The sequence below is a fragment of the Shewanella psychrotolerans genome, assembly GCF_019457595.1.
GTDB lineage: Bacteria > Pseudomonadota > Gammaproteobacteria > Enterobacterales > Shewanellaceae > Shewanella > Shewanella psychrotolerans.
Genome location: NZ_CP080419.1, coordinates 340,080 through 363,997, shown reverse-complemented (window position 1 = coordinate 363,997; position 23,918 = coordinate 340,080). Strand labels below are relative to the sequence as shown.

Annotated in this window: 23 protein-coding genes; 19 read left to right on the top strand and 4 right to left on the bottom strand. The window is 46.9% G+C overall.

Annotated features, from left to right (window positions below):
• Positions 1-386 precede the first annotated feature (386 nt).
• Positions 387-992 carry a paraquat-inducible protein A gene (locus K0I62_RS01700; protein WP_220069842.1) on the top strand — a complete coding sequence of 202 codons (606 nt, stop codon included), beginning with the start codon at positions 387-389 and terminating at the stop codon, positions 990-992.
• Between the two features lie 89 nt (positions 993-1,081).
• Here K0I62_RS01700 and K0I62_RS01695 read toward each other — a convergent pair whose 3' ends face one another.
• The 4 genes from K0I62_RS01695 to K0I62_RS01680 form a co-directional block, all read right to left on the bottom strand.
• Entirely contained in the window at positions 1,082-2,368 is a 1,287-nt protein-coding gene (locus K0I62_RS01695; RefSeq protein ID WP_220069841.1) for an acetyl-CoA hydrolase/transferase family protein, read from the bottom strand.
• A gap of 183 nt (positions 2,369-2,551) precedes the next feature.
• A complete protein-coding gene (locus tag K0I62_RS01690) occupies positions 2,552-3,613 on the bottom strand; it encodes a phosphotransferase enzyme family protein (protein WP_220069840.1) in 1,062 nt (353 codons plus the stop codon).
• Positions 3,606-4,532, bottom strand: a complete 927-nt coding sequence (locus tag K0I62_RS01685) for an NTP transferase domain-containing protein (protein ID WP_220069839.1) — start codon at positions 4,530-4,532, stop codon at positions 3,606-3,608. Before K0I62_RS01685 ends, K0I62_RS01690 begins: the two co-directional genes overlap by 8 nt.
• A gap of 154 nt (positions 4,533-4,686) precedes the next feature.
• Positions 4,687-5,811: a hypothetical protein gene (locus K0I62_RS01680; RefSeq protein ID WP_220069838.1), complete on the bottom strand. Its 1,125-nt coding sequence runs from the start codon at positions 5,809-5,811 to the stop codon at positions 4,687-4,689.
• Between the two features lie 221 nt (positions 5,812-6,032).
• Here K0I62_RS01680 and gmk point away from each other — a divergent pair, with 221 nt between their 5' ends.
• The 18 genes from gmk to K0I62_RS01590 all read left to right on the top strand — a co-directional run bounded on the left by gmk (position 6,033) and on the right by K0I62_RS01590 (position 23,917).
• Positions 6,033-6,656: a guanylate kinase gene (gmk, locus tag K0I62_RS01675; RefSeq protein ID WP_220069837.1), complete on the top strand. Its 624-nt coding sequence runs from the start codon at positions 6,033-6,035 to the stop codon at positions 6,654-6,656.
• 59 nt (positions 6,657-6,715) lie between these two features.
• Positions 6,716-6,997, top strand: coding sequence for a DNA-directed RNA polymerase subunit omega (gene rpoZ / locus K0I62_RS01670; RefSeq protein WP_220062238.1), 282 nt, complete (start codon positions 6,716-6,718; stop codon positions 6,995-6,997).
• 13 nt (positions 6,998-7,010) lie between these two features.
• Complete coding sequence (gene spoT, locus K0I62_RS01665) at positions 7,011-9,116, top strand: bifunctional GTP diphosphokinase/guanosine-3',5'-bis pyrophosphate 3'-pyrophosphohydrolase (RefSeq protein ID WP_220069836.1); 2,106 nt, start codon at positions 7,011-7,013, stop codon at positions 9,114-9,116.
• A gap of 62 nt (positions 9,117-9,178) precedes the next feature.
• Positions 9,179-9,562 carry a RidA family protein gene (locus K0I62_RS01660; RefSeq protein ID WP_220069835.1) on the top strand — a complete coding sequence of 128 codons (384 nt, stop codon included), beginning with the start codon at positions 9,179-9,181 and terminating at the stop codon, positions 9,560-9,562.
• Between the two features lie 71 nt (positions 9,563-9,633).
• On the top strand, positions 9,634-10,332 hold the full coding sequence (trmH, locus tag K0I62_RS01655) for a tRNA (guanosine(18)-2'-O)-methyltransferase TrmH (RefSeq protein WP_220069834.1): 699 nt from the start codon (positions 9,634-9,636) through the stop codon (positions 10,330-10,332).
• Positions 10,333-10,636: 304 nt separating this feature from the next.
• Positions 10,637-12,295 (top strand): AMP-binding protein, encoded by a 1,659-nt coding sequence (locus K0I62_RS01650; protein WP_220069833.1) that lies wholly within the window; start codon positions 10,637-10,639, stop codon positions 12,293-12,295.
• A 294-nt stretch (positions 12,296-12,589) separates the two neighbouring features.
• Positions 12,590-14,665: an ATP-dependent DNA helicase RecG gene (gene recG / locus K0I62_RS01645; RefSeq protein ID WP_220069832.1), complete on the top strand. Its 2,076-nt coding sequence runs from the start codon at positions 12,590-12,592 to the stop codon at positions 14,663-14,665.
• A gap of 142 nt (positions 14,666-14,807) precedes the next feature.
• Entirely contained in the window at positions 14,808-15,674 is an 867-nt protein-coding gene (locus tag K0I62_RS01640; RefSeq protein ID WP_220069831.1) for a DUF3014 domain-containing protein, read from the top strand.
• A gap of 194 nt (positions 15,675-15,868) precedes the next feature.
• The gene (locus K0I62_RS01635; protein WP_220069830.1) at positions 15,869-16,606 is read left to right on the top strand and encodes a beta-ketoacyl synthase chain length factor; all 738 of its coding nucleotides are present in this window, start codon (positions 15,869-15,871) and stop codon (positions 16,604-16,606) included.
• Positions 16,599-17,420, top strand: coding sequence for a lysophospholipid acyltransferase family protein (locus tag K0I62_RS01630; RefSeq protein WP_220069829.1), 822 nt, complete (start codon positions 16,599-16,601; stop codon positions 17,418-17,420). Before K0I62_RS01635 ends, K0I62_RS01630 begins: the two co-directional genes overlap by 8 nt.
• A complete protein-coding gene (locus tag K0I62_RS01625; protein ID WP_220069828.1) occupies positions 17,398-17,652 on the top strand; it encodes a phosphopantetheine-binding protein in 255 nt (84 codons plus the stop codon). The genes K0I62_RS01630 and K0I62_RS01625 overlap by 23 nt, the downstream gene beginning before the upstream one ends.
• Positions 17,653-17,660: 8 nt before the next feature.
• Entirely contained in the window at positions 17,661-17,909 is a 249-nt protein-coding gene (locus tag K0I62_RS01620; protein WP_220069827.1) for an acyl carrier protein, read from the top strand.
• On the top strand, positions 17,909-18,457 hold the full coding sequence (locus K0I62_RS01615) for a COG4648 family protein (protein WP_220069826.1): 549 nt from the start codon (positions 17,909-17,911) through the stop codon (positions 18,455-18,457). The genes K0I62_RS01620 and K0I62_RS01615 overlap by 1 nt, the downstream gene beginning before the upstream one ends.
• Entirely contained in the window at positions 18,454-19,818 is a 1,365-nt protein-coding gene (locus K0I62_RS01610) for an AMP-binding protein (protein WP_220069825.1), read from the top strand. Before K0I62_RS01615 ends, K0I62_RS01610 begins: the two co-directional genes overlap by 4 nt.
• Positions 19,811-20,182: an ApeI family dehydratase gene (locus K0I62_RS01605; protein ID WP_220069824.1), complete on the top strand. Its 372-nt coding sequence runs from the start codon at positions 19,811-19,813 to the stop codon at positions 20,180-20,182. The genes K0I62_RS01610 and K0I62_RS01605 overlap by 8 nt, the downstream gene beginning before the upstream one ends.
• Entirely contained in the window at positions 20,182-21,909 is a 1,728-nt protein-coding gene (locus K0I62_RS01600) for a glycosyltransferase family 2 protein (protein ID WP_220069823.1), read from the top strand. The genes K0I62_RS01605 and K0I62_RS01600 overlap by 1 nt, the downstream gene beginning before the upstream one ends.
• Positions 21,910-23,472, top strand: a complete 1,563-nt coding sequence (locus K0I62_RS01595; RefSeq protein WP_220069822.1) for an HAL/PAL/TAL family ammonia-lyase — start codon at positions 21,910-21,912, stop codon at positions 23,470-23,472.
• A 10-nt stretch (positions 23,473-23,482) separates the two neighbouring features.
• Positions 23,483-23,917: an acyl-CoA thioesterase gene (locus tag K0I62_RS01590; protein WP_220069821.1), complete on the top strand. Its 435-nt coding sequence runs from the start codon at positions 23,483-23,485 to the stop codon at positions 23,915-23,917.
• Position 23,918: the final 1 nt, after the last annotated feature.

Here is a 23,918-nt window from a genome sequence, read left to right as displayed (position 1 = left end):
CGCAATGTAAGTAACTGTTTGCAGTGTAATTTTTATATGATTGCCATATTCAGATCCAGAACGTGGAATAAGCCATCCACTCTTAGCTAAAAGCCTCAAGTTGAGGCTTTTTTCGTGTTGAGATGCTGTAAAGCTAAACGGTGAGTCACCATATATCGACGGTCTCTTGGCAGAGGTGCTCTCTAAAGTTAGGATAGGCCATGTCAATCAGTCTCCAGATGACCTCAAGCAAACGGCATTTGCAGTAGCCAGACTTTAAAGGTAACGCCTGGCATGGTAAAAAATACCTCTTAGGTGAGAGGCGATATTCAGCCAGCGTTCATTGCAAAGAACTTATAACCGATCCCCAACGCTAACCCACTGGCAGCATAGAAAATGGAGCAATCATGTCACAACGGAGTAAATGGCTACAGTTACTCGTTATTCTCATCGCCTTGGCACTACTTATACCCGGTGTCAGCCTGCCGATGTTAAGTTTGGATGGCCACGCAGACAAATCCCAATTTGCCCAGACCAGCATAGAGTTAATGACGGAAGATAGTGAAACACGCGGTCTGCTCGGCTCGCTATCAGCCTTCCTCGGCTTTAACCAGCTGGAGGGCCAGGTGGAAATTTATCACAAGCACCGCAGTATACTGGGAACAGTGCAAGACCTGATGCAAAGTGGTAACCTGCTGGTAGGGCTCTTAATTGTCACCTTCTCTGTCATTATTCCTACCCTCAAGCTACTGGCGCAAGCCGTTCTGATTTTCGCTAAGGGCAGCACGGCGACAATGCTAACGCGCATTATCGACGCCATAGGCAAATGGAGCATGGCTGATGTATTTGTGGTCGCCATCATTGTCAGTTACCTCGCTGGTAACGCCAAAGGTCAGATGGGTGAATTAATAGTGATGCACGCCCAACTAGAAATCGGCTTCTGGTTTTTCACAGGCTATTGCCTATTTGCCATCGCGTCCAACATGATGATGAGCAAGCCGAAACAGCCATAGACCTGACACTTAACGCGCTCAACAAAAGAAAAGTAAAAGCCCCTAGTTGATGTATCGACCAGGGGCTTTATTCGTTAAAGGAAAGCAGGCTAAACGCTTAATCCCCACATATCGAAAGTTTCTTGGCAGAGCTGCTCTCTGAAATCGGGATGCGCGATGTCGATTAACGCGCGGGCACGCTCGCGCAGTGATTTACCCCGCAGGTTAGCGATACCATATTCGGTGACGATATAATGAACGTGGGCTCTGGTAGTGACCACGCCTGCACCGGGTGACAGCACTGTGGTGATACGTGAGACACTTCCTCGCGCAGCGGTACTTGGCAGTGCGATCACCGAGCGGCCACCTTCAGAGAGGCCTGCGCCGCGAATAAAGTCCATTTGACCACCGACACCTGAATAGATACGAGTACCAAGCGAGTCGGCACAGATCTGCCCGGATATATCCACTTGCAGCGCCGAGTTTATTGCCATCACATTGGGGTTCTTACGGATAATAGAAGTGTCATTGACCTGCTCAATATCCATAAAGATCACCGATGGGTTGTCATCAACATAGTCATAAAGCCGCTGACTTCCGAGCGCAAACCCTGTGACCAATTTACCTGGATGCACTTTTTTACGACTATTGTTAATCACCCCAAGCTCGACCAGATTCAGCACGCCATCGGAAAACAGCTCAGTATGAATACCAAGATCTTTATGCTCTGTTAGACAAGAGAGTACCGCATCAGGGATCGCACCAATGCCCATCTGCAAACAGTCGCCATCACAGACTAACTTAGCCACATTTTGACCTATCGCTAGGCTAGTAACATCGCTGGCAGCGAGTGGATGTTGTGGCAACGGCATACTCTGCTCATACACAGCAGCAAATTTATTATAGTGAATGAATCCATCACCATGAGTACGCGGCATCATAGGGTTGATGTGAGCGATGATCTTTTTCGCCATCTGACAGGCGGCTAAGGTGGCCTCAACCGAGATCCCTAATGAGCAGATACCATGTTTATCCGGTGGAGAAACTTGGACGATAGCAGTATCTATGGGCTGCTCGCCAGAACGAAAAAGCTTGGGCACCTCAGAGAGGAATATCGGCACATAGTCGGCATCGCCCTGTTGCAATAATAATCGCGTCGGTAAGCCACCGAAGAAACAACGGTGACGAATGTGGCCTTTCAAGCGTGGATCGCTAAGTGATTCGGCGCATTCAGTATGCAGCTGTAACAGGGTTAAGTCTTGAATCGTTAAGGCATGCTCAGCGAGCGCATCGAGCAACAGCTTAGGTGTCGCCCCCATGGAGTGAGTCCACAAGGTTTCGCCACTTTCAATTAACGATACCGCTTCTAAAGCACTATTACAGATAATGGGGGCCATTAATATTACCTAAGGTCAGGGAGCTAATTGCAGTGTAAGGGCTAATGCAAGGCTTTGATAGCGATAGCTATGCTGAGTTTGATCTCACGCAAAGAGTTCATGTCACAGAAGCAAAAATTAGATTGAAACAAGCAAACTTAATAAGATGAACGAGGAGGGAAATCCCTCCTCTAATAGTGACGCTTAAAGATATTTCTTTAGGTTATCTTGCTGCGCTAAAAGGCTTTGATACAAGGTAAACTGATTAACCGCTCGTTGTAGATTATGGTTTTCATGATGTACATGAAAATAGACATCGCCATTTAAATGGTCTGTCAGAAAGCGTACACCGATCATCAAGCAGATCACTCGTGCGCCAAGCCAAAGACTTTGCTTCTCATCAGAGGTTAGCACATCACCTAGTTCACCTAAGTAACCACGGCAAATTGCGGCAAATATCGACTCGCGCACTTCAACCTTATCTAAGTTGGTAGAGTCTTCCTCTTCCGGCGAGGTAAAGGTGCGTACCATGTCGCCAAAATCATACATTAGATGCCCTTTCATACAGGTATCTAAATCGATAATAGCTAGGCTACTCATATCACGCTTATCATAAAGCATGTTATTGATTTTGGTGTCATTATGGCAGATCCGCAATGGCAACTTAGTTGAGGCTTGTTCAAGCTCTAGCATTAAATCTAACTGCGATAAGGCAAAGTCGACCCAAGTTTTGCAATCAAATAGACGACCTACGGCATCTTTGGAGGCGGCAGCTTTTAGCTGTTCAATACGCCCAGGAAGATAGTGAAACTGTGGGATCGAATCCTCTAAATCCGTTGCATCCAAGTCGCTCAATGCACAAGAGAAATGCCCAAATGCCTTTGCGGCAGATTCCGCCTCATGCTCATTGGTCACGACTTCAATGCTGTGACTGTAGGGCAGATAATTGATGGCTCGCCAGTAACCTTGCGTGCCTAAATTGAGTGCCAGTGCATTATCTAAGGTAGAGATAGGCTCGACGACACTAAGTTGATATTCTCCTTGAGCCACTTTTTTGTGCAGATGCCGGGCAATTTTTTCAGCGTTATTCACTAACGCATCGGGTGTTTTAAATACCTCAGTATTAATACGCTGTAATACCAGCTCACCACTTTGCCAACGCACTAAGAAGGTATCATTAATATGGCCATTCCCAAGGGGAGTCACCTTGGCTGAATTTGCGATGCCAAAGCGTGGCAACACCTGCTGCCGAATAATCTCAATCACCCAATAACTCCATTAATTTTTGTTTTACCCACACAGTATCTTGTGGATAGGTCACACCTAACCATGATTCATCCGTGGTGTTGACATAAACCGCCTTACCCATAGGCGCTTGTGTTGTCTCGACATCTGCTGATGCTAGACAACTTTGTACTACCGCAGGTAAATAGCATTCACTGCTAGGCAGTTGACCGCTTACCTTAACAAATTTGGTTAACGCCTGCGCGAGTACGGTAAATATATCTAGCGTAAATCCCCAGCAGGTCATAGAGACTAAACTTGCGGGATCCAGCGTCGCCTCGCCAACGTCATTGCGACCAATCACCCTTTCGCCGTGCCATTTAATATCAAGCCACTCTACAACCGAAGTTAAATAATGCCCCTTGGTCTGACATATGCCACGGTTAACACCGCCATTATCAGACAAGGTTTCAGCTAAGCAATAAGCGACCATCTGCCAGCCATCGCTATCACGCCGAAATCCGTCGGCCAACAACTGAAATGCCCTATCACCATAGTAATCGTCAGCATTTATCACAGCCATAGGGCCATCGACTAAATCTCTTGCTGCCCATAACGCATGGGCAGTCCCCCAAGGCTTAGTGCGATAACTTGCATCACCAACTAAGGCTAAACATTCGAGGGGAAGATCTAGCTTGTGCTGCACACAAAAGCTCAGCCTAAAATCTTCTGGTAAGTGCTTGAGTAAGCGATTTAATGGTTCAATCAGCTCTGTTCTTGTCACGATCACCGCAGCGGAAAAACCAGATTTTATGGCGCTCGCTATAGAAAGTTCGAGCATAGTTTCGCCATGAGGCCCCAATCCCGCCAGCTGCTTATCACCGCCAAAACGACTACCGAGACCAGCCGCCATTATCACTAAAGTAAGCGACGGTTCTTCTAAGGAGAACACTAAAGACATAGTTACAACCAAACTGACTCACAGGGTAACCCATGATTACCCATACAAATACCGACAAACGAGTCTAATGAGTTAACACAATTAACACCAGTTCTAACTCATCCCTAAACTATCTCTATACTATTTCTAAACTCTCACGACCAAGTTTCCACCATTAGAGGTAAGGACGAAATGCGGGCTCCTTAGCCAACGCAGCCTGACTGCCCTTGAGGCTAAATTGATAGCCACACAATTTAAGACTACCTCGCATCGCAATATCATTAACAATCGCGCGCGTATCCAGTGGCGAAAAACGCGCTACCGTTGCGGTAGTGGCAGTCAATCGAACCTCTATTGGGCGATATTTGGCATCATTATTAAAAGTCAGATTTTGACAACTTTTGTCCCCTTTCGCTGTGGCTAAAGACCAGATTAACCCGGGTTCCCCGCGCTCTCCAAGCCAACTGAGCTGCAGCACATCACCATCGAGCAGCACATTAAAACCATCGGGCATTTCCGCCGTTTTAATATCACTATTTCCCTCAGATTGGGGCTCGATTGGCACCTCATGCTCTGCAGTTGCACCTACCTTCTCTGCCACAGGCCAAAGCATACTCACAGCTATCAAGACCAGCATTGAGGCTGCAAAAGTGCTCCCTACAACCTTTGGATGACGCTTAGCTAAAGCAATCAAGGGGCTAACCGCCTTACTCATACCTGAAGCGATAACAGCAAGCGTTTCGGTCAAAGAGCCATTTAAATTCATTGCTGCGTCATGGGAGCGTTCTGGCTCGAACGAAGATTCAGCGCTATGAGCCGGCTCAAATTGCTCATGCCCTGCACCATCGAATGGCTCTAGGCTAACTTCGCCATCAGACACCAATGTCGGCTCAACTCGTCTGCGAGACGGTCTCGTCGCCATAAGTGGCCCACTGTAACCAAAAGCATCGAAACGACTTCCCATACTAGGCAGCGGACGTAACCCAATAACAACAACTGAGATTGCAGACATCACCACACTCACGCCTGTTAAGATAGGCCATTGATAAACGAGTCCCACGCTGAATAACAGCAGGCCTAAAGCGGGAATAAACTGCAACGGAGTAAACTTACCATTGACGCGACGTACGGCACTGAGAAGCAGTATGACCGCTGCCAACAGCGCCACCAAGATGCTGTAGGGCTGCCCAGAGAACAACACACAGAAGAACAGTACTAACAAAAAGCCCGCTAGGTTAATTAATCCAAAACGTAGATTACTATCTACACCGCGACGACAAAAAAAGGTATTTAACTGCATAACGCCAAGTCCCATAAAAATCATTCGATACAAAAATTTGCTAGCCCAGATAATTGCTTTACATCCTGAGTCCTAACTTAAAAACCACACAAAAGCGAACAAACCTGCGTTTCAATGAACATTAGACCACTTGTTGTTCGCTAAATCACTAGCCTAAAATTGCCGCTAGGTTGTATAATACGCGGCTACCTAAAACCAATCAGCCTTTGGATAGCAAACAAATGACCGCTCGCGGAAACCTATTTATCATTTCAGCGCCTAGTGGTGCCGGCAAGTCTTCTCTTCTTAGCGCTATTTTGCAGGATAAACCCGCCGATATGAAGGTATCAGTGTCGCATACGACTCGCCAACCACGGGTGGGCGAAGTTAACGGCGAGCATTATCACTTTGTTTCTGTTGATGAGTTTAAAGCGCTTATTGAAAAACAAGCCTTTTTTGAGTGGGCAGAAGTTTTTGGTAATTATTACGGTACTTCTCGCGAAGCCATCGAAGTCATGCTAGCGAAAGGTATCGATGTGTTTCTTGATATCGATTGGCAAGGTGCACAACAGGTAAAACAGATGATGCCAGAAGCGGTGGGCGTATTTATTCTTCCGCCGTCGAAAGCCGAACTTGAACGCCGCCTAACAGGCCGCGGTCAAGACAGCGAGGAAGTCATTGCTGGACGTATGGCACAAGCTACATCAGAAATTTCTCACTATGGTGAATATGATTTCATCATAGTAAATGACGACTTCGAGCAAGCTCAGGTCGATTTAAAAGCAATTATTCGCAGCCAACGCCTCACTCGCGCTGGTCAAATTCATGCTCAAAATGATATGCTTAATGATCTGTTGGCAGATTAACTGTCATCGTGTACAATTTTGCGTCATTTTTTCACCCATAATCACTGGAGTTTCAATACATGGCTCGCGTAACTGTAGAAGACGCCGTAAACAAAATCGGCAACCGTTTTGATATGATCCTGGTTGCAGCGCGTCGTGCTCGCCAAATCGCTGTGCAGGGCAAAGACCCTATGGTTGAAGAAGAGAACGACAAACCTACGGTTATCGCTCTTCGCGAAATCGAACTTGGTTTAGTCACCGCTGACACCCTTGATGCCGATGAGCGTCAAACTGTCCGCGAACGTGAAGCAGCTGAAATCGCTGCTGTTGCTGCCATCGCTGAAGGCCGCAACATTTTATAAGGAGTGAAGCCACTTGTATCTGTTTGAAGGTCTCAAGGAGTCTGCGTCAAGTTATTTAGAATCGGCGCAAGTAGAATTACTCAAGCAGGCCTATCAGGTTGCGCGCGATGCCCATGAAGGTCAGATGCGCACCAGTGGCGAACCTTATATTACCCATCCGGTTGCGGTAGCCCGCATCCTGGCCGATATGCGTCTCGATCATGAGACGCTAATGGCCGCACTCTTGCACGACACCATCGAAGATACACCTGTCACCAAAGAGGAACTCTCTGAGTTATTTGGTGAATCTATAGGTGAGCTTGTCGAAGGGGTTTCAAAACTGGACAAACTTAAGTTCAGAGACAAAAAAGAAGCCCAAGCAGAAAACTTTCGTAAGATGATGATGGCGATGACTCAAGATATCCGAGTCATTCTTATCAAACTTGCCGATCGTACTCATAATATGCGCACCTTAGGCGCACTTCGTCCCGATAAGCGTCGTCGTATTGCGAGAGAAACCCTAGAGATTTATGCACCAATCGCCAACCGTCTTGGTATTCATAATATTAAGACTGAACTCGAAGATTTAGGTTTTCAAGCTTACTATCCCATGCGCTATCGCGTCCTCAAAGAGGTCGTTAAAGCAGCACGCGGTAATCGTAAAGAACTGATCCAAAGTATCGAAGGTGCGATTGAAACCCGCCTAGAAGATGCAGGAATCAAGGGCACAGTCAAAGGCCGCGAAAAAAATCTCTACTCTATCTATAACAAGATGCGTAATAAAGAACTGCAATTTCAAGAAGTCATGGATATCTATGCCTTCCGCGTGATTGTTGATTCTATCGATACCTGCTATCGCGTCATGGGCGCTATGCATGGCTTATATAAGCCACGTCCAGGGCGATTTAAAGATTACATCGCGATTCCAAAAGCCAACGGCTACCAATCGCTGCATACTTCACTTTTTGGTCCACATGCCGTCCCCGTTGAGATCCAGATCCGAACTGAAGATATGGATCAGATGGCAGATAAAGGAGTTGCCGCTCATTGGCTTTACAAAGGTGCAGGAACGCAGCAGCAAGGCACCACAACTCAAGTTCGTGCCCGTAAGTGGATGCAAAGCCTGCTTGAGCTGCAACAGAGCGCCAGCACCTCATTTGAGTTTGTTGAAAACTTCAAGACCGAACTGTTCCCGGAAGAGATCTACGTCTTTACACCAGAGGGACGCATTCTCGAACTCCCTGTTGGTGCCACCGCTGTGGACTTTGCCTATGAAGTGCATACCGATGTGGGCAACACCTGTGTCGGAGCGCGTGTTAACCGCCAAGCCTACCCATTAAGCCAACCCTTAATCTCTGGGCAAACTATCGAGATCATCACGGCTAAAGGTGCCAGACCCAACGCGGCTTGGCTTAACTTTGTCGTGACGGGTAAAGCACGATCCAAGATCAGGCAGCTACTCAAGAGTCTTAAAGAAGACGACGCAGTAATCTTGGGCAAACGTCTGCTAAATCATGCGCTTGGTGATGTTAAGATTAGCGACATTACCCAAGAGCAAATTGACAAAGTCGTGCAAGACACTAAGCATAAAGATCTTGATCATCTGCTTGCTGATATCGGTTTGGGGAACGCTATGAGCATTGTTATTGCTCAGCGTCTCAAGGGTGACCGAGTCGAGCCTCATGAGCACAAAGAATCGAATATGATGCCGATCCGTGGTGCCGAAGGGATGTTGGTGTCATTTGCTAATTGCTGTCGCCCTATTCCAGGCGATGCGGTTATCGCTCATGTCAGTCCAGGTAAAGGCTTAGTGGTACACATGGAAAGCTGCGCCAATATTCGCGGCTACCAAGGTGAGCCAAATAAATACATTCCAGTGCATTGGGATAATGCCGAAGGTATAGAGTTCCAAGCCAATTTGCGAATTGAGATTGTGAACCATCAAGGTGCACTCGCCAAGATCACCTCGATTGTGGCGGCTGAAGGTTCCAACATTCATAACCTAAGTACCGAAGAGCGCGACGGCCGTGTGTTCCTGATTAATTTGCGGATCTCGGTTACTGACCGAATCCACCTGGCAAACGTTATGCGTCGTATTCGAGTGCTGCCAGAAGTGCTGCGTACCTCTCGCAATCGTTAATCCGATCATGAGCACCCAATACTTCATCACATAGACTTAATCACAATAGTAGAGAGATCGTTATGGCAGAAAAGATTATCATCGCGACCGACAAAGCCCCACAAGCTATCGGTACTTATTCTCAAGCGGTTAAAGTTGGTGGCACAGTATATCTATCAGGTCAGATCCCACTTGATCCTGCCACTATGCAGATGGTGAGTGACGAATTTGAAGCCCAAGTCGTGCAAGTCTTCGACAACCTTACCGCAGTATGTGAAGCTGCCGGCGGTTCACTTAAGGATATTGTAAAGTTAAATATCTTTATGACCGATCTAAGCAATTTCGCTACCGTGAACGAAATCATGGGGCGCTACTTTGAGCAACCCTATCCAGCTCGTGCCGCGATTGGTGTTAAGCAATTGCCGAAAGATTCTTTAGTTGAGATGGATGGTGTGATGGAGCTGTAAGGCTAACCCACCGCATTAGGGCGCTAAGGCGCCCTTTCTCTTTTTTAACACACTAATAAAGCTTAATTACCATGAGTCCTGAACGCTTCGCCCGCATCAATCAAATGCTCGATAATCGCCAAACCGATCTTACGATTTGCCTCGATAAAGTTCATAAAACCAATAATATCGCAGCGGTTATCCGCACGGCAGACGCCGTCGGTATTCATCAAATTCACGCGGTATGGCCAGATATCGAGATGCGCGTATCGGGTAACACGGCGTCAGGTAGCCAGCAGTGGGTTAAAACCATCAAGCACTATCACATGAGCGAAGCAGCTGAGCAGTTTAAGGCACAAGGAATGCAGGTGTTAGCCACTAACTTTTCGCCGACGGCGGTGGATTTTCGCGAGGTGGATTACACTAAACCCACAGTCGTGATCATGGGAAATGAACGAGATGGCGTCAGTGATGAAGGATTGGCCATTGCCGATCAACATATCATTATTCCTATGATAGGTATGGTGCAATCACTTAATGTTTCGGTGGCATCGGCACTCATTATGTACGAAGCTCAACGTCAACGTGAGCAAGCGGGCAAATATGGTCGACGCACATTAGATGACACCTACTGTCAGACCATGCTGTTTGAACAGGGACACCCAATATATGCTAAAGCGTGTCGCCGTAAAAATATTCCCTATCCGCAAATTGACGACCAAGGCCAGATCCTAGCAGATGAAACCTGGTGGCAACGGATGCGTGAACCCGATCCTCAAGCACAAGCTTAACGTTTTAAACAGATAATAAAGCGTGTAATTAGCACGCTTTATTTCTGCAACATCACATCCAAATCTATGACAAATCGTCTATTATTCGGGCAAAACAATTGTCATAGATCACATTATTCGCCATACTCAAATGTACGCATATAGATCTAACCAGCGCTAAGGAAAGGCCGCAATGCTCATTAATGGGGGTTAATTGAGATTGGCGGATAGAGACAAAGATATATTCGCGCCCTTTTCTTAAGCCAGGTTAAATAAGCAAGCCAATGCGTCTCCTTAAACACTAAGAATAATTATGGAATAGCAGATGGACTCATTATTTAAATCTCCAGTCGACATGTTGCAGCATTGGGTCGAGCAATATGGAGACAACACCTACCTGAGACAACCGATTAATGGCCAATATGTTGATTTTAGCTGGCGTGCAGTACAACAAAAAATGCAACAGCTCGCTGGCGGCCTGCGTCACTTAGGATTAAAGCCTGGCGATAAAATCGCAGTACTATCGAAAAATTGTGCCGAATGGTTTATTACCGATCTTGCTTTAATGCATGGTGGTTATATCAGTGTGCCGATTTACCCCACTGCAAATGCCGACACCATACGCTATGTGCTTGAGCACAGCGAAGCTAAAGCCATTTTTATCGGTAAGTTAGATTATTGGGCCGACCAAGAGGCTGGCGTTGGGGGAGATATTCTCAGAATGGCGATGCCCTACGACACCATGCCAGCACAATACCAATGGGATACCTTACTTAACCTTGGTCAACCACTGGTTGATGCCCCTGCGCCTACATCCGAACAGATAATGACCATTATCTATACCTCAGGTTCTACAGGTAAACCAAAAGGAGCAATGCAAACATTCAACAGCTATGCCTGGACCTGTAAAGCCGTCGTTCGCGATCTAAAAACCGATAGCAAAGACCGCTTATTATCATACCTACCACTGGCTCATATTACCGAGCGTGTTGCGATAGAAGGCTCCTCTTTCTATTCCGGTAGCAGCGTTGCCTTTGTCGAGAGCCTCGACAGCTTTATTGCTGATGTCCAGCGTGCACAGCCCACGGTGTTTTTCTCCGTGCCTAGGCTGTGGAGCCTATTCCAGAAAAATATCATCGATAAGATTGGTTATGCCAAACTTAACTTCCTGCTCAAGTTACCAATTATTAGCGGCATAGTGAAAAAGAAGATCCACCAAGGTTTAGGACTAGAACATTGTCACCTGCTGGGATCAGGCTCCGCTCCAATCCCACCATCACTGATCGCTTGGTACCATAAAATTGGCCTCAACATCAGTGAAGCTTGGGGCATGACAGAAAACAGTGCCTACTCAATTATTAACCATCCTTTCGATGCTCGTAAAATTGGTACCGTTGGTCATGCTATTGAGGGATGCGAGATTAAAGTCGCTGAGACGGGTGAGCTATTAGTTAAGAGCCCTGGTCTGATGCAAGGCTACTACAAACAACCTGAAGCAACTGAAGCCTGTTTTGACGAAGATGGTTTTTTCCATACCGGCGATCTATGTTCCATCGATAGCGATGGCTGCGTCACCATCACTGGCCGAGTAAAAGACAACTTTAAAACCTCAAAAGGTAAATATATCGCCCCAGTGCCAATTGAACGTAAATTGGCACAAGATCCTCATGTCGAACTCATTTGTATTATCGGCTCAGGCTTGCCTCACCCTATCGCACTGGTGCAGCTATCTGAAGGCGCAGCATTGCAGCCGCGAGAAGAGGTTCGCACCTCACTAAAGGCAACCTTAGACAGCATTAATCCGAACCTAGAGTCTCATGAAACTGTCGATGCCATTGTCGTGGTCAGTGAAGCTTGGGATGTCGAGAACGATGTGCTAACACCAACACTAAAAATTAAGCGTCACGTATTAGAAGCCAGATTTAGTGCAAAGGTCGATGGCATTCGTGGTGGCAAGGTGCGCTGGGAAGATGAGATAGAGTGAGCTCAATTCATCTATCTAGAGGGCACGTTTTTATACGTGCCCTTTTTATTTGGGTGGCTATTTGGGTCAACAAAATTTACTCTCTATATAGCAAAATTGGGTTGCTAAAGAACGCCGAAAGCCTACCCTCGCTGGCTGTTAAAAGGAATGGCTATAGCCTCAACCCGTAAAGTAAACCGCGGGTAATTGTGGCAAGATTGCGTTCACACAAAACTCTGATAATATATGTATATATTTACAGTAATTGAGTTATCTAACTTCTAAATGACTCAATTAATCAAATAGGTATAAAGCGTGGATAGACTCGATCTTATGGCTGTAACTGAGCTAAAAGGCGTAGCGACCAAAATGGCGCAACGACTAGAAAAGCTCGGCATAAAAACAGTCCAAGACCTGCTGTTTCATCTACCACTACGCTACGAAGATCGCACCCAAATATACCCGATAGCCGCGCTCTCCCCTGGCAGCTATGGCACCATAGAAGCCACGATTCAATCATCACAAATTATTCAGGGGCGTAAGCGCATGCTCACCTGCACAGTGAGAGATGATACGGGCATGATGACGCTACGCTTCTTTAATTTCTCGGTTGCGCAGCGCAACGGCCTAGAAAATGGTGCTACGATTAGAGCCTATGGCGAAGTGCGCCGCGGCAAACATCATCCAGAAATTATTCATCCAGAGTACAAGGTGCTTCACACCGACAGTGATCTAAACTTGAGTGAAACCTTAACGCCAATCTATCCCACGACAGAAGGGCTTAAACAGGCCAGTTGGATAAAGCTTACCGACCAAGCACTCGCGTTATTAGCCCATGGTGCACTAAAAGAGCTATTACCACCTCAGCTGCAGCCAAATCAGATGTCGCTAAATGACGCGCTGCAACTATTGCATCGCCCACCGATTGGCGTCGCCCTCTATGAACTAGATCAAGGCACTCATCCAGCGCAACAAAGATTGATCCAAGAAGAGCTGCTCGCCCATAACCTCAGCATGTTAAAACTGAGACAGCGCAGTAATCATGACGCGGCAGTCTCGATGACAGCCACCGGCCAACTGCTTAATCCGTTTCTCGCATCTCTGCCTTTTAGGCCAACAGGGGCACAACAGCGAGTTGTTGCCGATATCACTGCCGATTTAGGGTTAAACCATCCTATGATGCGCTTGGTGCAGGGCGATGTAGGCTCAGGTAAAACATTAGTGGCCGCATTAGCCGCACTGCAAGCCATAGAAAGTGGCTATCAAGTTGCAATGATGGCCCCGACAGAGCTGCTGGCAGAACAACACGCGACTAATTTCGCTGCTTGGTTTGAACCACTTGGGTTAACCGTTGGCTGGCTAGCGGGTAAACTTAAAGGTAAGGCTCGCAGCCAATCATTAGCGCAGATCAAAAGCGGTGAGGCTCACATTGTGATTGGCACCCATGCAATTTTCCAGGAGCAAGTGGAATTTAATAAACTGGCACTCATTATTATCGATGAGCAACACAGATTTGGTGTCCATCAACGATTAGGGCTGCGGGAAAAAGGCATTAATCAAGGCTTCCATCCTCATCAATTGATCATGACGGCAACCCCTATTCCTCGCACCTTAGCGATGACAGCCTATGCGGATCTCGATACCTCCATTATCGATGAACTGCCACCTGGACGAACACCTGTAACTACCGTCGCTGTGTCTGACAGCAGGCGCTCCGAAGTCATTGAGCGCGTACGCCAAGCTGCATTACATGATAATAGGCAAGCTTATTGGGTCTGTACCCTCATCGAAGAATCTGAAGTATTGGAGTGCCAAGCCGCTGAAGATACCGCCGAAGAGCTAAAACAACAATTGCCAGAATTATCCATTGGCTTAGTGCATGGACGAATGAAACCTGCCGAAAAACAAACCATTATGGCTGATTTTAAAGCAGGAAAGATTCACCTATTAGTGGCGACAACCGTCATTGAGGTTGGTGTTGATGTCCCCAACGCGAGCCTGATGATTATCGAAAACCCGGAGCGCCTTGGTTTAGCGCAGCTGCATCAACTCAGGGGGCGAGTCGGTCGAGGAGCCATTGCCAGTCACTGTGTACTCATGTATAAAGCGCCGCTTTCCCATACTGCCACCAAACGGTTGGGTGTGCTTAGAGATAGCAACGATGGATTTGTTATTGCACAAAAGGATTTAGAAATCAGAGGGCCGGGTGAGGTGTTAGGCACCAAACAGACGGGCATTGCGGATATGAAAATCGCTGATCTTATTCGTGACCAAGCGCTTATTCCCCACATCCAAAAACTCGCGCAACACGTTATGCAGCAAGCGCCAGATAATGTCGATGCCATCATAATGCGCTGGCTAGGCGAGCGACAACAATATGTACAAGCCTGATCTTTGACTGAATAAACTCTCATATCAGGTTAATTATTTTTTATTTCAGCCAACTTCACTAGACAAGTCGAGTTAATTTTGCAGAATGGAGGAAGGCCATTAAGGTTGCCCTCCGTAAATACCAGCTTTTCAAGGAACTTTCATGCAAGTTAGTCAAGAAGATAGAATCGCACCGCAGGAAAAACGTGGTGGTGCTAGCGCATTAACAATTGCCGTTGCCGTCATCTTGCTGATGATCGCTGGCGGGGCCTATTATCTATTAGATGGCGAAGATAGACAGCCTGAGCCTGAGGTTGCTGTGCCAGTAACGCTACCTGAAATCTTACCGGAAGAACCATTAACAACCGATGCTAACATACCTGAACCCGAGATAATTGCCGAGCCAGAAGCACCAGAACCAGTAGAAGTGGTGCAACCTCAGGTCGCACCTATCCCCGCTTTGGCAGAAAGTGATGAATATGTCAAAGAGAAGACCTTAGACGTCGCGAATGGAATGAAAATAGATCCTATATTGGTCGAAAAAGATATAGTGCGTCATTTCGTGGTCTTCGTTGATAATCTCGCTCAAGGTGAGTTGACGCGCAAAATGAGTCCACTTAAAGCGCCTAACAGCCAGTTTACCGTATCTGATGTCACCAATAAGACCTACCTCAATCCTGACAGCTATCATAGATACGATCTGTATGCAGACTTTGTTAGCAATTTAGATGAACAACAATTGGCAACCACTTATAAGCAGTTAACACCACTGATGAGCGAAGCGTTCGATGAACTCGGGTATGGCGATATGAGCTTCAATGACCGTATCATTGAAGCTATCGATGTGATGTTAGCTGCACCGATAATCGAGCAAGCAATCGAACTCAATAGTGTCAGTGTAAACTACAAGTTTGTCGATCCCGAGCTTGAAGCCCTCCCTAATGCGCAAAAGCTAATGATCCGCATGGGGCCAGAAAACAGTAAGAAAGTTAAGGCAGCTCTGCGTAAGTTAAAAAAGCAACTTAAGTGAGCCCTACACCACAGAAAACCGCCTCTAGGGCGGTTTTTTAGTTGTATGTTTGATAATTGCAACATCTTAGCAGCACAAAGAGTGCTTTCCTTCCACACTTAGGTGTACAATACCAGCCCCGTTTACCATCATTAACGGGTTCAACCTAATTGTTATGGAAAACGGCAGTTTATACTGTTTGCAGAGGCAAAGTTGTGCAGTTAATCTTTGGCATTCAATCTTCGGGCGCCTGGTCCCCTATCTATCAAAAGATCGCAGATTGGCAACAATGGCCCAATAAGCTAATTGAGGGGCAAGATAACCAAGCCTTAGTACCGAAGCTTCCACAAGTACCCGCTATGCAGCGCCGCCGCTATAGCAAGTTAACCAAGATGTTGCTTGAAGTCGCTTTCCAATGTCATGCCCCTGCGAACTGCCGCACTATTTTCGCTTCACGCCATGGAGAGTTAAATCGTACCGTCGATTTATTGCAAGATATCGTGCGAGAGCAACCCATATCACCTATTGGGTTTAGTCAGTCGGTACACAATACTGCCAGTGGTATCTTCAGTATTTTGACCAATAACCGTTCACCATCGACATCGATTGCTGCAGGTGAAACCACGTTAGCACAAGCCCTCATAGAAGCTTATGGCCAACTCAGCGAAGACAACAGCGATCTGTTATTGGTGTTTGGCGATGAGCCAGTAGCTGACATTTATAAAGAGTTCACCGATGAACCCGAGCTACCAATCGCCCTTGCACTGCAACTAACACTGCCCAAGCACGGCCAAGAGCTTAAATTAACACTAAGCCTAGAAACACAGCCAACGGCAGCGCAATTGGCCACAGTCGAGCCTATCTGCTACGGCCAGTTATTACACGCGATCGCCAGTCAGCAAAACCTTTGCGGCCAGCTAAACCAATTTGTATGGCACATCACTCATGGCTAAGGCTAAGGCGACAAAACGCTTAACCGGGATTGCCTATATTCCTCGTTGGCTTGGTGGTGTCAGCTGTTACATCGTTTTTGGACTAGGCGGCTTATTCATTTCGCTCACCCTATTGCCGCTGCTCAGACTTTGGCCTGGAACGCCACAAGCAAAAGTCGCCAGAGCGCAGCGAACCGTGCATCGTATGTTTCGTGGTTTTGTTGGCATGCTTACTTGGGCAGGTGTAATACAAGTCCGTACTCAACACTTAGAAAGATTAGCCACAGCCAAAGGAAAGGTGATTATTGCCAATCATCCAACCTTGGTCGATGTTGTGGTGTTAATCAGTCTGATGCCCAATGTCGGCTGTATCGTCAAACAAGGGTTATGGCGTAATCCTTTTATGCGCGGAGTCGTCTCATCGGCAGGCTATATTCCTAATCGCGGTGCAGATCTGTTATTAAGCGACTGTAAAGGAGTCTTAGCACAGGGAACCAATCTGATCATTTTTCCTGAGGGTACCCGCACCCATATTAATGCTGTCATTAATGACTTTGCCCGCGGCGCGGCCAATATCGCACTGCGAACCCAAACAGACCTTATTCCGGTCGTACTGCGGACTAATGCCGTAGGCTTGACCAAACAACAACCTTGGTATGAGATCCCTCGCCAAACCATCGGCATGAATGTCGAAGTAGGCGAAACTATCGAACATATCAGGTATCATTCTCAATCGGATGGAGAGGCCAAAATGGCTCGCCAGCTGACTCGAGATCTTGAAAATTATTATAAACAACAACTTGATACTAATTATGAGCTTACAAAACAAAATTAAACAACTGATCATTGATTGCTTAGATCTTGAAGACGTTAGCATCGACGATATTGAATCTGATGCACCGCTATTTGGCGAAGGTTTGGGGTTAGACTCGATTGATGCACTCGAACTGGGCTTAGCGATTAAAAAGCAGTTTGATGTCAAAATTGAAGCAAATTCCGAGGCAACTAAAGCCCACTTTTACAGTGTGGCCAGTCTCGCTAGTTTCATTGAAACCCAGCGTGGTTAGGAGTCAAGATGCAAAATCGTGAACAGATCCTAGCAATGCTAACCAAGATATTAATAGATGAATTTGAAATCGATGCCGACGATATCACATTAGAAGCTTCGCTATATGAAGAACTTGACCTAGACAGCATCGATGCTGTCGATCTAGTGATTAAGTTGCAGCAGTTAACTGGCAAGAAGATTCAACCCGATGAATTTAAAACGGTGCGCACGGTCGATGATGTCGTCTCAGCTATCGAAGGACTAGTGAAACAGTAATGCGTGTGGTGTTGCAACTAGTGACTGGCATCCTGCTACTGGGATATCCTGTGGCCGTTTATTTCGGCTTAAACTATTTGCCTCCAGGCGTTATCGCGCTTGTTTTATGCCTAATACTGCTACTGCGACTTGCTATGCTAAAGCAGCAAGTCAAATCGATGGCGATACCGGTTTTAGTCGGTATTGGACTCACTGCGGGTAGCTTTATCGCTAAACGTAACGATTGGTTACTCTATTACCCAGTAGTGATCAATCTTAGTATGTTAGCCTTGTTTGGTTATTCCCTTAAACATGGACCGAGCATGATAGAACGGCTCGCCCGGTTTAAAGAGCCAGACCTCCCAGATGAAGCTATCCCCTATCTAAATAGGGTCACGCAAATTTGGTGTGGGCTGTTTATATTAAACGGCACACTTGCCTTCTACACGGCAAGCTATGCCAGCTTAGAGATCTGGACATTGTATAACGGCTTCATCGCATATCTGCTTATCGGATTATTGCTCGGTGGAGAGTGGCTATATCGAACATTGTGGTTAAAAAAGTCATGACAGAGTTACTTAAAACTTGGCTGTCGCACGGCCCATCAAGCCAGCAACTTATCAGCTTCAATCATCATGATATCGTCATTGGTAGTGCCTTTACCGGACAAGTGGCGGCTTTACATCAAGCGCTAAGCGAACATAAAGCCACGCGCTGGCTGCTCGCCTGTGATAGCAGCGACCTGTTCGCCGTAGGGCTATGCGCAGGCTTATTAGCAGGTAAACAACTTATCCTACCGGGCAACACTCAAGCGGGCACCTTGAGCGAATTGACCCATGAGTTTGATGGCATACTGTCTGACACTTGTCTATGTGAAGGTAAAGTGTTTCTGCCGCTTAAAAAGGAGCTACATTTAAGCGATGCAACTTGGCCTCACGGTGAAAAACTGGGAGAGCTCATACTCTTTACCTCAGGAAGCAGTGGCCAACCTAAGGCGATCACCAAAACCATAGATCAGCTTGATGCAGAGGTCAGCGTACTCGAACAGACCTTTGCCGCACATCTGCCACAATGCAGTGTTATTTCAACGGTTTCACATCAACATATCTATGGTTTACTGTTTAAGATCCTCTGGCCGTTGGCCGCGAGTCGCCCCTTCTTGAGCGATCTAGTTGAGTATCCAGAAACCCTGACCTATTACACTAATTTGTTCCCTAATTTATGCCTGATCAGCAGTCCTGCTCAACTGTCACGACTGCCTGAAGCCTTAGAAAACCAACCTCAATATCGTTCGCCAAGTCTGGTATTTAGCTCTGGAGGCCCATTAAGTCATCAGGCCGCGATAGACATAGCCCACTGCTATGGTAAACCGCCGATTGAAGTCTTTGGTAGCACTGAAACTGGTGGCATCGCTTATCGTCGACAAAGTATAGAAAATCAACCTTGGCGCGCCTTTAGCTCACATCAAATAAAACAAGATGAACACGATGGGGCTTTGCTGCTTAAATCCCCTTATTTGGATAGTGCTGACTGGCTAAAATGCGACGATAAAATAAGTATCACTTCTGCAGGGGAATTTGTGCTGCAGGGCAGACTCGACCGTATCGTTAAAATCGAAGAGAAACGTATCTGCCTAGTGCAGATGGAAGCCTTATTAGAAAGACATCCTTTGGTATCACAAGCAGCGCTTTTAGTGCTAAAGCAGCCTAGAGTTCAGCTCGGTGCAGCCATAGTGTTATCAGAGCTGGGGCAGCAGATGCTCGCAGATGAAGGCAAGCTCTCGGTCAATAACCTATTAAAAACACATCTATTAACTCAGTTTGAACGGGTGACGCTACCAAGACGCTGGCGTTATCCTGAGACGCTCACCATCAATACTCAAGGCAAGCGTTTATATCAGGAGCTTAAAGAGCTATTTCGTCATGATTAAGTCTAGTTTACCGCCAATCATAGCCAAAACAGTAATGGATGATGGCGTCAAATGGCAGCTCGCTATTACGGCAGAACTCCCCTATTTTAAAGGGCATTTTCCCCAGCAAGCCGTACTTCCTGGCGTAACCCAATTAGATTGGGCAACCCAACTAGGGGCACAAGAATTTGGTTACGCAGCGGAAGTAGTAAACCTTGAGGTATTAAAGTTTCAACAGCTTATTTTGCCTGGCACTCAAGTCTTTCTAAAGATCAGCCATAATGCAAGTAAGCATAAGCTCACCTTCGCCTATTATGATGGCGACCAACGTTTCGGCTCTGGCCGTATCGCCCTTAGTGGTCGTAAATTGGAGGCGTCAAACTAATGCGTTTAGCCTTAGTTATCCCTAATTACAACCATCGCCAAGCGATCACGGTAACTCTCGAACGCCTCGCGCCGCTCAATCTTCCCTGTTACTTAGTCAATGATGGTAGTGATGATGAAACCTGCTACCTACTGACTCAATTAGCCAAGCAGTATGATTGGGTAACCCTGATCCATCATCCCTTTAATCGAGGTAAAGGCGCAGCCGTCACCACAGGCTTAAGAGCTGCCTACGCCGATGGCTATAGTCATGCCTTACAGGTCGATGCCGACGGTCAACATGATCTCGACGACATCCCTGCCATGATAGCCAAAGCGACAGCGCATCCGCAGGCGCTTATTTCGGGTCTGCCTCAGTATGATGAATCCGTGCCTAAAGGTCGACTCTATGGCCGCTATATCACCCATTTTTGGGTTTGGGTTGAAACCTTAAGCCTAGACATTAAAGACTCTATGTGTGGTTTTCGGGTTTACCCGCTAGCTGAGACTGAAGCGCTTTTTCTCAGCCAGTCCTTAGGTGAGCGGATGGATTTTGACATCGAAATCTTAGTCAAACTCTACTGGCAAGGGGTGAAGGTTATTCATTTACCCACTAAGGTGATCTACCCTGAAGATGGCAGTAGCCACTTTCAAGGTGTCAAAGATAATCTGCGGATCACTGCCATGCATACCAAACTATTTTTTGGCATGCTCAAACGGCTGCCCAATTTACTCCGTCGTCGCTCAGATCAACAACAAAACAAGCATTGGTCACGTATTGGAGAGCGCGGTAGCTATTGGGGAATTAAGTTTCTCGCCACTAGCTACAAAATTGGCGGTCACTGGCTATGCCGGGCGATCATGTATCCGGTGATCTGCTACTTCTTTTTGACGGGAAAAACGGCCCGTGCAGCATCATTAGCCTTCTTGCAGCAAGTACAAAAAGTTGATCCCAAGCATCCACAGCTACAAGGTGAGATCGATTGGCGCTATAGCCTAAAACACTTTATCGCCTTCGGTAACGCTGCGTTAGACAGGATAGATGCTTGGTGCGATAGAATTCAACTAAGCCAGGTGGATTTCCCTCAGCGAGAATTGCTTGCCAGTCAACTTCAACGGGGGCAAGGCGCGGTGCTATTGGTATCCCATTTGGGAAACCTTGAGCTGTGCCGAGCGATCTCTATCCACCAGCACAAAGTGAAAGTTAACGTCATGGTACTGACAGAGAATGCCGAGAACTTTAATCGCGTGCTCAAACAACTCAACCCCAATAGCGCCCTGAATCTAATCCAAGTCACTGAACTCGGCCCTAGCACCTCCATGTTGTTGCAGCAAAAGATTGAACAGGGAGAGTTGGTAGTTATTGCGGGTGACCGAACCTCCTCTAATAGTGAAGGCCGCGTCATATACGCGCCATTTATGGGCAAAGAGGCGCCCTTCCCTCAAGGCCCCTTTATTTTAGCAGGACTACTCGATTGCCCAGTTTATCTGATGTTTTGTATTAAGGAACAGGGACGTTATCAAGTTCACTTAGAACATTTTGCCGACAGCCTAAAAGGCCCACGAGCGGGACGTATGCAACGCCTAGAGCAAGCAGTCAAACACTACAGCACACGGCTAGAGTATTACGCTCGACGTGAACCACTGCAATGGTTTAACTTTTTCGATTTTTGGCGCAAGGATGAAGAACTCCAGCGCGAGGCTAGCACTAAAAGCAGCCCTCTCACTCCAAACAGGACAGATAAATAGATGACTCAGACGACTCAAACACCAGCATCGGCAACTACAGTTGAGTTCGGCCAACGCTCGCTAACGCTAGAAGAAGTGGTAGCGATAGCCAAGGGGGCTAAAGCACATCTGAAAGACAGCGCTGATTATCAAGAGTATATCCAAAAGGGCGCCCGCTTCATCGATAGTCTATTGGCTGAAGAGGGCGTGGTTTACGGTGTAACCACAGGTTATGGCGACTCATGTACCGTCACCGTCGGATTAGATCTGGTCCACGAGCTGCCGCTGCATCTATCTCGCTTTCATGGTTGTGGACTCGGAGAGATCTTATCGCCAATGCAAGCCAGAGCCGTAATGGCCTGCCGCCTCAGTTCACTTGCGATCGGTAAATCTGGGGTGAGCTACGAGTTGCTGCAGCGCATCGAAACCTTGCTTAACCTTAATATCACTCCCGTTATTCCAGAGGAAGGATCTGTCGGTGCCAGTGGCGATCTAACGCCGCTTTCCTATCTTGCCGCTGTACTAGTGGGTGAACGAGAAGTGATCTATCAAGGTGAGCGCCAAAATACTGCTGATGTTTACGCTAAATTGAATATCACTCCACTGAAGCTGCGCCCTAAAGAGGGCTTAGCCTTGATGAATGGCACAGCGGTGATGACAGCATTGGCCTGTCTTGCCTACGACAGAGCCCAATATTTAGCTCGCTTAGCAAGTCGTATTACCGCCATGGCATCATTAACCCTTAAAGGTAACTCCAACCATTTCGACGAGATTCTCTTTGCAGCAAAACCTCACCCTGGGCAAAACCAAATTGCCGCGTGGATCCGTGAGGATTTGAACCATCATGAACACCCTCGTAATTCAGACCGTCTGCAAGATAGATACTCGATTCGCTGCGCACCGCACATCATAGGTGTGCTGCAAGATGCACTGCCATTTATGCGCCAATTTATCGAAACCGAACTCAATAGCGCAAACGATAACCCTATCGTCGATGCCGAAGGCGAGCATATTCTCCATGGCGGACATTTCTATGGTGGCCATATCGCCTTTGCCATGGATTCGATGAAAAATACCATTGCCAATATCGCCGATCTTATCGATCGTCAAATGGCGCTGGTGATGGACCCTAAGTTCAATAATGGCTTACCCGCAAATCTATCGGCTGCCACCGGCAGTCGCCGCGCGATTAACCATGGCTTTAAAGCGGTGCAGATCGGCGTTTCAGCTTGGACAGCTGAAGCATTAAAAAATACTATGCCAGCCAGCGTATTCTCGCGCTCAACGGAATGCCATAACCAAGATAAAGTCAGCATGGGCACCATTGCTGCTCGCGATTGCATGCGTGTCTTACAACTTACCGAACAAGTTGCCGCGGCGGCGCTACTGGCGATGACCCAAGGGATCAAACTGCGGATTACCCAAAATGAACTGTGCCAAGCGTCACTCACCCCTTCGGTGGCAAAAACCTTAGAGCAGGTGAATCAGGATTTTGAAACCTTAATAGAAGATCGCCCGCTAGAAAGTGTACTCAGACAAACCGTTGATAAGATCCAACAGGGTCTTTGGGAAGTGTGTCACTAAGGCTATGGCAATGAAATCAATACTGACAACCTCACTGGAGATGATCATCCCCTTCCACGATGTGGACTCAATGGGCATTACTTGGCATGGTAACTATTTACGCTATTTTGAAATCGCGCGCTGCCAGTTACTCGATGAGATTGATTATGGCTATCGTAAAATGCAGGCCTCTGGTTATGCATGGCCTATTGTCGATGCCCAGATAAAATATGCTCACTCAAGCAGCTTCGATCAGAAGATCAAGGTAATAGCCTCATTAGTTGAATGGGAAAATCGCATCAAAATCAACTATGAAGTCCGTGATGTAGACAGCAATAAACGCCTAACTAAGGGCTACACCATACAAGCTGCAGTTAACATGCTTGATAACGAGCTCTGTTTTGTAACACCCGACTGTTTTCGCGAAAAAATCGCTCACCTTGTCGATATAAAGCAGGAGCAATAAG

Bases quoted from the DNA above. Each gene is read 5' to 3' on its own strand.
- K0I62_RS01615 (WP_220069826.1), top strand. From the start codon at position 17,909: ATGCGTGTGGTGTTGCAACTAGTGACTGGCATCCTGCTACTGGGATAT.
- K0I62_RS01605 (WP_220069824.1), top strand. From the start codon at position 19,811: ATGATTAAGTCTAGTTTACCGCCAATCATAGCCAAAACAGTAATGGAT.
- K0I62_RS01650 (WP_220069833.1), top strand. From the start codon at position 10,637: ATGGACTCATTATTTAAATCTCCAGTCGACATGTTGCAGCATTGGGTC.
- K0I62_RS01620 (WP_220069827.1), top strand. From the start codon at position 17,661: ATGCAAAATCGTGAACAGATCCTAGCAATGCTAACCAAGATATTAATA.
- K0I62_RS01685 (WP_220069839.1), bottom strand. From the start codon at position 4,532: ATGTCTTTAGTGTTCTCCTTAGAAGAACCGTCGCTTACTTTAGTGATA.
- K0I62_RS01610 (WP_220069825.1), top strand. From the start codon at position 18,454: ATGACAGAGTTACTTAAAACTTGGCTGTCGCACGGCCCATCAAGCCAG.
- K0I62_RS01695 (WP_220069841.1), bottom strand. From the start codon at position 2,368: ATGGCCCCCATTATCTGTAATAGTGCTTTAGAAGCGGTATCGTTAATT.
- rpoZ (WP_220062238.1), top strand. From the start codon at position 6,716: ATGGCTCGCGTAACTGTAGAAGACGCCGTAAACAAAATCGGCAACCGT.
- K0I62_RS01595 (WP_220069822.1), top strand. From the start codon at position 21,910: ATGACTCAGACGACTCAAACACCAGCATCGGCAACTACAGTTGAGTTC.
- K0I62_RS01680 (WP_220069838.1), bottom strand. From the start codon at position 5,811: ATGCAGTTAAATACCTTTTTTTGTCGTCGCGGTGTAGATAGTAATCTA.
- K0I62_RS01640 (WP_220069831.1), top strand. From the start codon at position 14,808: ATGCAAGTTAGTCAAGAAGATAGAATCGCACCGCAGGAAAAACGTGGT.
- K0I62_RS01590 (WP_220069821.1), top strand. From the start codon at position 23,483: ATGAAATCAATACTGACAACCTCACTGGAGATGATCATCCCCTTCCAC.
- K0I62_RS01625 (WP_220069828.1), top strand. From the start codon at position 17,398: ATGAGCTTACAAAACAAAATTAAACAACTGATCATTGATTGCTTAGAT.
- K0I62_RS01700 (WP_220069842.1), top strand. From the start codon at position 387: ATGTCACAACGGAGTAAATGGCTACAGTTACTCGTTATTCTCATCGCC.
- trmH (WP_220069834.1), top strand. From the start codon at position 9,634: ATGAGTCCTGAACGCTTCGCCCGCATCAATCAAATGCTCGATAATCGC.
- K0I62_RS01660 (WP_220069835.1), top strand. From the start codon at position 9,179: ATGGCAGAAAAGATTATCATCGCGACCGACAAAGCCCCACAAGCTATC.
- gmk (WP_220069837.1), top strand. From the start codon at position 6,033: ATGACCGCTCGCGGAAACCTATTTATCATTTCAGCGCCTAGTGGTGCC.
- K0I62_RS01600 (WP_220069823.1), top strand. From the start codon at position 20,182: ATGCGTTTAGCCTTAGTTATCCCTAATTACAACCATCGCCAAGCGATC.
- K0I62_RS01630 (WP_220069829.1), top strand. From the start codon at position 16,599: ATGGCTAAGGCTAAGGCGACAAAACGCTTAACCGGGATTGCCTATATT.